We start from the raw sequence: 11831 nt of genomic DNA on the forward strand, positions 1-11831 counted from the left end.
CCTTATGAAGTAATCTGTCTGCTCAGTTGATGCCAAGCATTGGCCGCTTTCATCACGAAGGTGCTAGTTATGGTACGGCTGCCATAGGAAAGAATTTGATAGACTTGACCAGAAGCGCGCCCCAATTCCATGCAAATAAATTGACAATTTTCCCAAGCTTTATCTGGCTGCCGACAACTTTGCAGAAATGACAAAGCTGGAGTAGCTAAATTGTTATTCTCCTCACCTCCCCCCAGCTTGGCGACAGCCGCCAATCCTAACAAAGATAGGGCTGTACTAAGGGAATCACTGTCCTCTGTCAGTCCCCAACCTCCATCAGAATGTTGCTGAGTTTTCAAAAAGTTCGAGGCGCGGGAAATCGCCGGTGAATCCGGTTTAGTAGCGGCTAACAGTCTCAAGCAGACGTAAGTGCCATAATAGGGACCGTGATACCAACTGCTTAACCAACTACCGTCAGCCTGTTGTTGAGATTCTAAATAGGTAATTCCCTGTTTAATTTGATCAGAAAAACGTTGTGAATCGTACAACCAAAGAGCATAGATTAAATTAGCAATTACATCGGTATCGGGTCCAGTTCCCCACGCCTCTTTTGCCCACTTAGCTTGGTTTTCTTGTTCTGAAGTCCGCTGATTTTTGGGGATAATCCAGGTTTCAAAACTACCATCAGGATAGGCACAATCTTCTAAAAGAAATTTCAAAGGAGTTTCGCAGAATTTTACAATTTCTGCGCCATGACCCAAACGTAATAAAACCTGCATTATCTGTGCTAAATCATCGGCATCGGGTGACAATTCTGGCAAGTCAGGAAAATAACTCCACCCCCCAATTCCTGTTGTTCGCTGACAGTTCAGGAGATAGTTTACTTCTTCTTTTAGTAACGGCTGGAGTAACCCGCCTAACTGTTCATCGACATCACATAAAGCATCAGCAATTAATGCTCTTTGAAACACATCTCCATACTGATACTCTTGAGAAGAACTAAATCCTTGCTCCTGGGCAAATACCATGATGTGTCTAGCTTCCCCAAAGCCCAACTGCCACTGTTTGATGATAAAGTTTAATCCATCCCATGACAGTTGTTGCCATTCACTTGCAGCCGCAGGCGGGGTTAAAGTAAATTTAGGCTGTTTTTTAGCACGTTCTAGGTTTTTCTGGACGATGCCAGCTATATCTTCAATTAATGTCTGACATTTGTGCCGTAGTTTTGAGGTCACATTCCACCAGAGTAGTTCTGGCAATTCTTTTTTTAATATTTCTGCCTGATCAAGATATTTTAAGGCAAGTTCTAAGACATAATTAGCGTGTCCTTGATAATAAATTTTATGATTTAATTTTTTTCGTAATTCTTCTAATTCTTCCTGGCTGTATTGGTGCGGTGATTTATCTATTAGGCGAGACAGCAATAAAGAGGGAATTCCAGTTTGTAAATCTTCTTTCCAGTCGCGGAGATCATCGAGCATTTGGTTCGCCACATAAAAATTACTAATTGATTCCTCTAGTTGAGTTAAATATTTGTCCTCCTGAGCCAATTCTACTAAGCCAGCGATCGCCGTTTTAGCGACTCCAGTTCTATCCCTAATACTTTGAATGGCAACTGATTCTGTATATTCACTCCAAGGACGTTTTCCTGAAATAAAATCATTTTCCTCAAGGCAAGCTTGAGTGTATTGAGATAAATAACCTCGAAACCTTTGCCAGAAAGTTGTATTAGGCGGAAATATTTGATAGAGTAGATGATAAGATTCAAATTGTTTTGCCTGAATCCCTAGTAAACTAGCGACGTTAAATTCAATATATTGCCGATCTATTAATTTGTCAGACAAGACGAGCGAATTGGCAAAAATCTGCCCGGCTAGAGCTAATATTCTCATCTCATCAGCCGGCAAAGAATCCGAAGAGAAGGCTTCTCTGAAAAGATAGATGAAATAATCGCAAATTGTTTGCAGATTGAGATTGTCTTCTAAGTCTTTAAGTATAAGTTGATTTGTCCACAGATCTCGTAACTGAGATCGATGTTTTGCTATCTCTTCATTTTCTGGATTAATTATTGAAAGCCAATCTTGTTTAATCATATATTAAATTCCTTAAATGACATGATTTGAGAGAAAGAATAGCCTATTAAGCGCAATGACTCTATCTGCCAAAAGTGCCTTTTTTGTGCTTTTCAAAGCTGGCTTAATAGACTATTGTAAAAAACAAGAAATCAATGAGGTTGAGCCAATCAGCTTTACTCAGTTGCAACTGGATTATTTCTCCTTAGGCGGAGGCAGTTCATTGTCAAAAATACCACAAATCCAGACAGCTTCAGTTGCCACCGCTAACTCAAGGCGTTTTTCCAGTTCTTCAACATCAATTTCATCAAGATTCAAGTTCTCGATTTCAGGTTGAATCTTTTTAGTTTCTTCATCCATAATGGTATTCTCCTTTTAGTTGGATTAAGTTCCCTTGAACAATTGGGTTGAGAAAGATAACTCTCCCCAGGCACAGCTTGACAGATAAAGACCGTTTATACAGGACACAAAAGCTCCTGTCTTTCTTCTACTTCCGTACCGGCCACATAATCTAAATATGCTTCAGCTACACTGGCTCGAAAGCGATGGGCAAAACCATCACAATAATTGGTATAGAATTTGCCCTTATTACTCATGGCGACAGCAGCACACCCACCTCCGCAAGAAAAAGAATAGCGACACTTGCGACAAACTGGGTTAGAAACAATCGTGCGATTTCGCCAGGTTTGATTTAATTCTTCATTTAAGATAACTTGACTGTCTTCTGTTATGTAACCAATGCGAATTTTCGGATCTCCTGTTTTCTCCCAACAAGCATAAATATCCCCAAAAGGATCGAAAACGTACATTTTGTTATGGGCACCGCAGAAACTGGCTTTGAAGGAATTTATCGGCTCTCTATTCTCTGAAAAAATCTCTCTGACCCCCGCCATCAATCCATCATCCGGGCGGTCAATTACCCGCATATTAGGATGTTCTTGGCGCAGGGAGTTTAGTTGCAAATCTAATTCCCAGGAATTTAATGTGGTTTTGACCTCAGTTTTGCTATTAGACGCAGTAACTACGGCAGTATAAGCCTGAAATCCTTTGTATTTATTCCAGCCTCTAGCAACAATTTCATCAGCCAAATCGGGCAGTTTATTAACATTGTTCCTGTCAATATTCATTCGCACCGCCACCCGGACTCCCAAATCTAATGCCCGGGTAATATTCTGGGCAATTTGCTCGTAAGAACCTTTACCATCGGCATAAATTCGCCGCTTATCATGTTCCTGGGGAACGCCATCTAAAGTGATTTGTAGCCAAGAAATTTTGTCTGGAGCCAGTAAATCTTGATAAGCTTCTAACTCTGTTCCATTGGTAATCGCCGAGAAATTTGCCTTACCTGAAGCGAAGGCGCGTTCAAGGATATATTCAATCGTTGAACGGTTTTCTGCCAATAAAGGCTCGCCACCAAAAAGAGTAATATTGCGAGGTAAGTCAGCATCTTCTGCTACACCGTGAGCCGCTTCAATGGCAGGCATAGCGGCAAAAATCCTATCCACTACCTCTGGGGACATTCTTGTTAATAAATGCTTGTAGGCTGGATCTGTCCTCATGTGATCTTGAAAACAATAAGGACAGCGCAGATTACAACTATAGGTAGGCATGAAAACATAAGTCGGCATCAAACGCTTCTGGAAATGATGCAGCTTGGTTGCTAACTTCACGAAGAATGCCTCCTCTTCCTCTGGTGTCATTTTCGTCAAGTATCCCCGCTTTTTCAGCAACTCAATTGTTGCTTCAGCGGGAGGTGTGATTTCCCCATTAATAGCCGGTTCAGGAGTCCAATCTCCGTATAGAGGTTTAGGTGGTGCTTTCACTTCCAGGGAACGCAAATAGGTGGCAACCCGTCGAGAAACTTTGTTATAAGCTCCCGTGTAACCATGGACTAGCAGCATTTCGTCGGTACTGCTAGGTAAGTCAACATAGATCGTGTAACTGCTTGTTCTTAGCATGGTAAGTCAAAGTATAATATGTTGATAGGTTATTAATGTAAGCGAGGAGGCAACGGAAAAATGGGGGCTTCAACCACGTTATTGGGCTGAGTTAGCCTCAGATCATTTTTGAAAAGTAATGACAACCTAGTTGATTATTCCAAAGCGCAATTTCTTTCTGAGAGCGGAATTTTCAGATGTTAGTTACGACTGTTAAAAATTAGTATCAGTTGCCTAGTTTTTCTGTTTCTGAGAAGGGTAAGAGGCGATTGGCTTTGCACCCCCCTTTAACCTTGACCATCAATTTAGCATATTTTCTCGGCATTAACTGAAACGTAATATAATTAACTAAAACTTAAGATAATTAACTAAAACTTAAGATGATTAACTAAAACTTAATAAATATTAATAACAAACCTAATGATTAGAACTTTGGCTTTTATCGAATTTGTGTGATAATCAGGGCTTATCATTCCTAGTAGTTTTACTAGGCAAGGTTTTGAAGACTATATTTCTGGAAAATTATCCCTATTCTTCTGCTCTGCACACAGAAACGGGAAAAACCAGAGATAGTTATTTCAAAAATGAATGTTAAGTAGGTGGGTGGAATTAAATATAAGATGAACGTAGGTTGGGCTGAAGCATGAAACCCAACGCCCCGATGGGTTACGCTACCGCTAACCCATCCTACAAATGATTGTGCCTCCCTACTTAAAAGTTGATAGCTATCTTGCTAAAGATTGACCGCTCAGGCAATAATGGGAAGGTTTATCATGCCCATTAAAGAATGCTCAACGCTTTTATTTGGCTACCGATTATAGGGGCGATACTGATTGCCTACACGCCTCTAGAGGCGAAAAAAGTGCGAGGATTAGCTCTAACTCTTGCTGTCGTTCTCTTACTGCTGAATATTCTCCTTGGCTGGCAATTTGACCCTAGTAACCCGCAAATGCAGTTCACGGTTAACCTGCCTTGGATTAATTTCCTCGGTTTCAATTATGCCCTCGGTGTCGATGGCTTATCATTTTCATTACTTTTTCTTAACAGCATCTTGACAATAATTGCTCTTTATGCTAGTGGCACAGAGGTTAACCGACCGAAATTTTACTATTCTCTGCTCTTGTTACTCAATGCCGGAGTAGCGGGGGCCTTTCTAGCGCAGGATTTACTGCTATTCTTCCTATTTTACGAATTAGAAATCGTCCCGCTTTACTTTCTCATTGCCATTTGGGGGGGTCAAAGACGCGGTTACGCGGGCATGAAATTTTTATTATATACGGCAATTTCTGGCTTTTTAGTGCTAATCTCTTTCCTTGGCTTAGTTTGGCTAACTGGTGCTAATAATTTCGCCTATAACCCCCTTTTATCGAACAATTTAGACGTTAAAACCCAATTACTGCTCCTCATCCCCCTTCTGATTGGATTAGCCATCAAAATCCCGATTTTTCCCTTTCATACTTGGCTACCGGATGCCCACGTCGAAGCATCTACCCCCGTTTCTGTGCTTTTAGCGGGAATATTACTCAAATTAGGAACCTATGGACTGCTGCGCTTTGGAGTCGGTTTATTTCTCGATGCTTGGGTAACTCTCGCTCCTTGGTTAGCAACGATAGCAGCTATCAGCGCCCTCTACGGGGCCAGTTGCGCTATTGCCCAAAAGGATATGAAAAAAGTAGTCGCCTATTCTTCCATTTCCCACATGGCCTATATTTTACTAGCGGCGGCGGCCACCACCAGATTAAGCATCACCGCGGCGATTTTGCAGATGATTAGTCACGGTTTAATTTCCGCTTTGTTATTTTTGTTGGTGGGAGTAGTGTATAAAAAAACCGGCAGTCGGGATGTGGATTATCTACGCGGTTTATTAAATCCAGAAAGAGGTTTACCAATCACGGGAATGTTAATGATTTTAGCGGCCATGGCCAGCGCCGGCATCCCCGGAATGGTGGGATTTATCGCCGAATTTTTGGTCTTTCGTGGCAGTTTCCCGATTTTTCCGATACAAACGCTCTTATGTTTGGTCGCTAGTGGTTTAACCGCAGTATATTTTCTCCTGATGATTAATCGGGTTTTCTTTGGTCGTTTAACCCCCGAATTATCGCGCATTCCTCGCAGTACCTGGCCCGAAAGATTTCCCGAAATTGCCTTGGCTTTATTTATTATTGTTTTGGGATTACAACCGAGTTGGATGATTCACTGGACTGAAAACCAAGCATCAGTGTTATTAACTGGCACGGCAATCAGTCAAAGGCAATCATAGAAACCTTTTCCGGAATTTTTCAAACCTAGACCGAAACTAACTTGTGGATAGGAGCCGAAACGTCAAAAATTTTTGGCCTTGCGGAGGGAATTAACCGTTAAAACCACCTGTTCCCCCACCAGTTCAATTTCTTCTAAAGTATTAAAACGACTCAACCCGAAGCGCAGGGAGGCATAAGCGAGAGATTCGGGGCGACCCAAGGCAGTTAAAACGTGGGAGGGGGCGGTATGGCTAGAAGAACAGGCAGAACCAGAGGAAAGAGCCACTATTGGCTGTAATCCTAACAATAACGCCGCACCGTCCACCCCTTCAATACTAATATTCAAATTTCCGGCTAATCTTTGGCTAGGATGACCATTGAGATAAATTCTGTCTAATTGACTGATAATCTCCCATAAACGGGCTTTTAACTGATTTAAGTGGCTGGTATCTTCTTCAATCGCTTTGATGCCCAATTCTACCGCCTTGGCAAAACCGACAATTTGCGGTGTAAATATTGTACCCGATCGCAGTCCTTTTTCCTGGCCTCCCCCTTGAATTTGAGCGGCGAGACGGACTCTGGGGTTCCGGCGCCGGACGTACAGCGCACCGATTCCCTTCGGTCCGTGGACTTTGTGGGCAGTTAAGGACATCAGATCTATATTCATTTCCTCCACATCTAGGGGAATTTTCCCGATTGCTTGGGCCGCATCCGTATGAAAAAGTACCTGATACTGGCGACAAATCGCCCCAATTGCCGCTAAAGGTTGAATCACCCCAATCTCGTTATTAGCAGCCATAATTGACAGCAAAATCGTGTCAGGACGCAAAGATTTTTCTAGTAGTTCCAAGTCAATTAGGCCATCAGCACCGACGGGTAAAATTGTCACCTCAAAACCCAATTTTTCCAGATAATGACAGGGATCTAAAACGGCGCGATGTTCTGTCATCACCGTAACTATATGCCTTCCCTTGGCGAAATAAGCTTCGGCAACCCCTTTGATAGCTAGGTTATTGGCCTCTGTTGCTCCACTGGTAAAAATAATTTCTTCGGGACTACTATTAATAGCAGCGGCGATTGTTTCTCTTGCCTGTTTAACCGCAGCCTCGGCTGTCCAACCATAGACATGATTAATACTACTGGCATTACCAAAGTGTTCGGTAAAATAGGGCAACATCGCCGCCAGAACTTGCGGCTCCATCGGTGTCGTGGCGTGGCAATCTAGATAAATCGGCTTTTGAGACATATTTTTCCCCCGCGGGGGATTTGAGAAGGAGATATCCTCTGTTTTAAGAGAATCTCTGAAAGTGCATTGCTAATCTATGTTAACAAAAAAGTATCGGATAAGTAGGTAGGCACAATTATTTGTAGGATGGGTTAGCGGTAGCGTAACCCATGCGGGCGTTGGGTTTCATGCTTCAACCCAACCTACGTTCATTTTATATTTAATTCCACCCACCCACTCAGCAGTCAACAGCTTACAACTCAGGCCAGAACTTTAAGATTTAATAATGAGAGCGCAATCGCTCTCTGACAGCAGTTACAATTCCCCTATCCCAATGTTGTTCAGTAACCCAACAGGATTAATAACACATATTTTCCCGCTCAATCATGGCTAAAAAATCGAAGGCATTTAGTGAACTGCTCAGGCTGCAGAAAATGTCCCAAGGATCCGAAAAACCCTTGAAAAGCTTTGAGAAGAAATTAAGAGAAAAGTCCTTGCCTTTCAAGGAAATTGTCGTCTCTCCTTCTGGGGAAGTCACAATGTCGGAAGTTCTGGAGGATTTTATCGAGCCTTACCGCGAATCCAATGAAACAAAGGGATCTATGCGAACACTGCTGACCATAGGGATAATCGCTTGGAATCTGGCGTTGTCCCCCGAGTCAAAGCGGCAAGAGATGATAGACCGAGTTTTTAACAAAGACCTTCTTAAAGGAGATAAAAGGCTCAAGGCGGAGATTCAAGAGCTAATCGAGGAGCTAATCGCTAGGAAAAACCGTTATTTCTCGGAAAACAAGCGGATGATTGTGGATTTTGAGTTAAAAGAGCTAGGAAGCGAGTATCATCTCTCGGTTGCCTCCAGCTTGTCGCCCGAATTTTCCGAGTCAGAGTTTGCCTTCAAAGTCGGCGACTCGGTCATCGTCAAACAGGGTGTACTTGACCCAGATTTGGGGACTGACATCGGTGGTTGGCAAGGAAGAATTGTGACAATTGAGCGGCAGAGCAATCTCATCGGCATTGAATGGGATAGCATCACCCTGAAAAACATCCCCAGTTCGGTGATTGACCAGTGTGAAGTGGAAAACTTAGACTGGGCTCAAATGTGCCTCTTCTCAACGGATGTGGAATTAACCCAACCTCGAGATACAGAAGAAGATGTGGCCGCCATCATTGAGCAAATTGAGTCTAACATCGTTGGAGCTATTTAGCAGAAAAGAGAAAGGCGATTCCGGCGGTTGGCCGACGTTGACCATGAGGATGAAATGGCGGCTTTAGACGCTTGGAAAAAAACACTTGATTCATTACCCTATTGACCATCGAGCAGCGATTTGGAGGAGAGAAATTTGAGATGGATGATTCCCAGAAATACGAGGCTGACTGTCAAAAGATAAGAAAAGCCAATCATGAATTACTAACGGATTTTGAGAGTTGGCTAGAATCATCAGGCCTGTCCGAAAAAACCATTAATAATCATGTTTCAAATATAGATTTTTATATCAACGAATATTTACTCTATGAAGATGCCGTAGAAGCCAAAGACGGGGTAGATATGGTCAGTGAATTTTTGGGTTATTGGTTTATCAAAAAGGCACTGTGGGCCAGTCAATCAAGCATCAAGGCTAATGCAGGTAGTCTGAAAAAGTTCTACACTTTCTTACTTGAAAAAGGCCTAATAGATAAAGATGATTTGCAAGAACTTAAAGAAACCATCAAGGAAGAAATGAGTGAATGGCTGGAAACCCTAGAGCAATAAGATGACCCATTGACTGAAGATATGTCGGATGTTTGGTAATCTTAACCAAGTGGCAATCCCCCACCCTCTGGCTGAGAAGCTATAATATCATTGTCAGGACACAACAAGAGTGAAACAATGGAAACATTAGAATTAGAAAGCTGCCAGTCGATTCTTAAAGCTGGTAAAACGACGACAGAAATAGCTTTACAATTGTTTGACGCTCTCGACCCCGTGAGTTTAGACTTTATGCTCGGTCGTTGGCAAGGTTCTGGACTTCAGACAAATCACCCAATGGATGGTTTATTAGAAGCATCTAATTGGTATGGTAAAGAATTTGTCGATACTGAGAATGTCCACCCCCTGTTATTTTTAGATGGTCAGGGAAAAATTTTTAAGGTGGCACCCAATCCCACGGCCATGAACTGGATTTTGAAGCTGCCGATACTCAAAAATAATTCTCTGAAACCTTTGCTGATGCTGACCAACTCCTTGCTAAAAACAGAGACAAGTCAGGCTAGACTGCGAATGATGGAATATCGGGACAAAGTTAGCGCCACGATGATTTATGATTATTTGCCCATCAATGACTCTTTTCGGAAAGTAGATGATAATAACGTGCTGGGAATTATGGATTTTAAAAACTCTCCCCAACCTTTCTTTTTTGTTCTCAAGCGATGTCAAAGATAACTTAATTCTTGAGGTTCGATTTAAACCCTTCATTATTGACGATATAATAAGATTATTGCCGTCCTTTTTCGGCTCGATTATCAATTGCAATGACTCGCCAAATTCACGACCAATTTGCTAAGGAGTATTTAGAGGAATTGTTAGCACCTCTAGGGACGATTAGAAAGAGCAAGAAAGTAAAAAGCGAGGTTCAAGAAATTGATGTCTGGTTTGAACCGGCCAGTTCACCATCAAGGAATAAACTCCCTTTAGGGTTACTCGGAAAAATGGCGGCGACTTCCTGCTTGTTTGAACCTTTCCGCAACTCTCCCTCAGAAATAGAGATTCGCAGTTGTATATCAAAGTTATATGCGGTTCATAATGACCTCTTAAGGAAGGCGAAACGGTCAAACAAAGCTCTAACTGCAGCAGAATTGCCAGTTTTATGGATTCTCACGCCCACCTTTTCAGCTAGAATGATTCAAGGATTCAGGGCTGACAGCGATGAGAGTAATTGGTTGAAAGGGGTTTACTTTTTAGCTGACTTCCTCAAAACAGCCATAGTCGCCATCCATCAATTACCGGTGAATGAAGACACTTTATGGTTGAGGGTTTTAGGAAAAGGAGGAACTCAGAAACGAGCCGTAGAAGAGTTAGTTGAACTTCCCCAACCTAACCCTTTTCGAGAAAATTTACTAGAAATCTTAGCCAACTGGCGCCAGAATTTAGAGTTGAGGGATAATTTAAGTGCAGAGGAACAGGAGGTCATTATGAACTTATCACCAGCTTATCTAAAGCAGCGAAAAGATTGGAAGGAAGAGGGAAAACAAGAAGGGAGACAAGAAGGGAGACAAGAAGGCACCTTAGAAGAACGTTACTCGATGATAGCCAGTCTTCTGGAAGGACGGTTCGGAACTCTAGATTCGGAATTATCCGCTCTGGTGGAACGGATTGCCCAACTTCCCATCTCGGAACGCACCGAGTTAATTCTTTCTCTGGCGAATTTATCCCGCTCCTCACTATTAGAAAGATTGAGAGACAATTAAATTTTCAGTCCGCTTCAGCCTTAAATCCTGATGGTAGAGAGACTCCGCAGGCTGACACGGATTCCTATTATAGTAAAAGGTTAGCAAAAATTTTTGAGTTTGTCAAGTCTTTTGCGAAAAAAAAGCTGAAAAAATTTCAGCCCGATAATTATCTATAATTGTCTCTTAGTTTAGTTTTTAGAGGAGACAATCGCCAATTCTTGCCGCCAAACTAGCAGGGATTTCTCCCAAGCTAGTTACCATTTTTGCGCCAAAAAAGGTCGAGTATTTTTGCCCAAATTATAGGCGATGACAATCTCTTCCCAGAGAGAATGCAAGGAAAGTGGGGAAGAAAATAAAGCTCCCAATAATCCCCCTAAAAGTAGGACAATAGCTAGAGGGCGACGAGTTTGACTTAATTCAAAAGCTTTCAGTTGCAATTCTCCCGTCACATCGACACCAAAACCCGTTACTATATGCCAGATATCGTGAGTTTGCCGTAAGCGAAGCAGCAGATAATCTGTATCGGAATTGACCTGAATAGACCGATAAAAATTAGGATCAAAATTGAGCCTCATCAGGTGAGTAGCATAATGATAACCCAGGGAATCTTCTGGGAGTTTTAGCAGAGTTTCTAAACAGGGACTAGCGGCCAGATATCTTTGGGCAATTATTTGAGCGGTAGCTCGATCCCTTTTAACATATTGCCAAGATAATCGCTGTAACCAACTCTCTTTTAAGCCATCTTCAATATCATATACAGACAGAATGTTACCGGGATTTTGTCAAAGAGAAATTATTCCCTTGGCCACACTGATTAGATTAGTTGTGAATAGCATATAATACTATTAGGGGTCGAGAAGGTCGTCACCGACCTCCCCTCCCATTCAGAACCGTGCATGAGACTTTCACCTCACACGGCTCCTAGTTTGACTGTTCCCTTGTTAAGGATACA

Annotated in this window: 10 protein-coding genes; 5 read left to right on the forward strand and 5 right to left on the reverse strand. The window is 42.2% G+C overall.

Annotated elements, in window-relative coordinates:
• Positions 1–2: 2 nt before the first annotated feature.
• From H6G48_RS04010 to H6G48_RS04020, 3 genes are all read right to left on the reverse strand, one after another.
• The gene (locus H6G48_RS04010; protein ID WP_190719314.1) at positions 3–2072 is read right to left on the reverse strand and encodes a prenyltransferase/squalene oxidase repeat-containing protein; all 2070 of its coding nucleotides are present in this window, start codon (positions 2070–2072) and stop codon (positions 3–5) included.
• 174 nt (positions 2073–2246) lie between these two features.
• Positions 2247–2411, reverse strand: a complete 165-nt coding sequence (locus H6G48_RS04015) for a hypothetical protein (RefSeq protein WP_190719316.1) — start codon at positions 2409–2411, stop codon at positions 2247–2249.
• 95 nt (positions 2412–2506) lie between these two features.
• Complete coding sequence (locus H6G48_RS04020; protein WP_190719319.1) at positions 2507–4009, reverse strand: radical SAM/SPASM domain-containing protein; 1503 nt, start codon at positions 4007–4009, stop codon at positions 2507–2509.
• Between the two features lie 766 nt (positions 4010–4775).
• Between H6G48_RS04020 and H6G48_RS04025 the strand changes: the two genes are divergently transcribed.
• Positions 4776–6248, forward strand: a complete 1473-nt coding sequence (locus H6G48_RS04025) for an NADH-quinone oxidoreductase subunit M (RefSeq protein WP_069474864.1) — start codon at positions 4776–4778, stop codon at positions 6246–6248.
• 62 nt (positions 6249–6310) lie between these two features.
• Here the strand turns inward: H6G48_RS04025 and H6G48_RS04030 are convergent, their stop codons facing one another.
• Positions 6311–7474, reverse strand: a complete 1164-nt coding sequence (locus H6G48_RS04030) for a cysteine desulfurase family protein (protein ID WP_190719321.1) — start codon at positions 7472–7474, stop codon at positions 6311–6313.
• A 365-nt stretch (positions 7475–7839) separates the two neighbouring features.
• Here H6G48_RS04030 and H6G48_RS04035 point away from each other — a divergent pair, with 365 nt between their 5' ends.
• From H6G48_RS04035 to H6G48_RS04050, 4 genes are all read left to right on the forward strand, one after another.
• The gene (locus tag H6G48_RS04035) at positions 7840–8658 is read left to right on the forward strand and encodes a hypothetical protein (RefSeq protein WP_190719325.1); all 819 of its coding nucleotides are present in this window, start codon (positions 7840–7842) and stop codon (positions 8656–8658) included.
• A gap of 140 nt (positions 8659–8798) precedes the next feature.
• Positions 8799–9203, forward strand: coding sequence for a phage integrase N-terminal SAM-like domain-containing protein (locus tag H6G48_RS04040; RefSeq protein WP_190719328.1), 405 nt, complete (start codon positions 8799–8801; stop codon positions 9201–9203).
• 117 nt (positions 9204–9320) lie between these two features.
• Complete coding sequence (locus tag H6G48_RS04045; RefSeq protein ID WP_190719331.1) at positions 9321–9872, forward strand: DUF4334 domain-containing protein; 552 nt, start codon at positions 9321–9323, stop codon at positions 9870–9872.
• 89 nt (positions 9873–9961) lie between these two features.
• Positions 9962–10897, forward strand: a complete 936-nt coding sequence (locus H6G48_RS04050) for an RpnC/YadD family protein (RefSeq protein WP_190719334.1) — start codon at positions 9962–9964, stop codon at positions 10895–10897.
• A 236-nt stretch (positions 10898–11133) separates the two neighbouring features.
• Here H6G48_RS04050 and H6G48_RS04055 read toward each other — a convergent pair whose 3' ends face one another.
• Positions 11134–11646 (reverse strand): Coq4 family protein, encoded by a 513-nt coding sequence (locus H6G48_RS04055; RefSeq protein ID WP_341275482.1) that lies wholly within the window; start codon positions 11644–11646, stop codon positions 11134–11136.
• Positions 11647–11831: the final 185 nt, after the last annotated feature.

It is taken from the genome of Microcystis flos-aquae FACHB-1344 (assembly GCF_014698375.1).
Classification (GTDB): domain Bacteria; phylum Cyanobacteriota; class Cyanobacteriia; order Cyanobacteriales; family Microcystaceae; genus Microcystis; species Microcystis aeruginosa.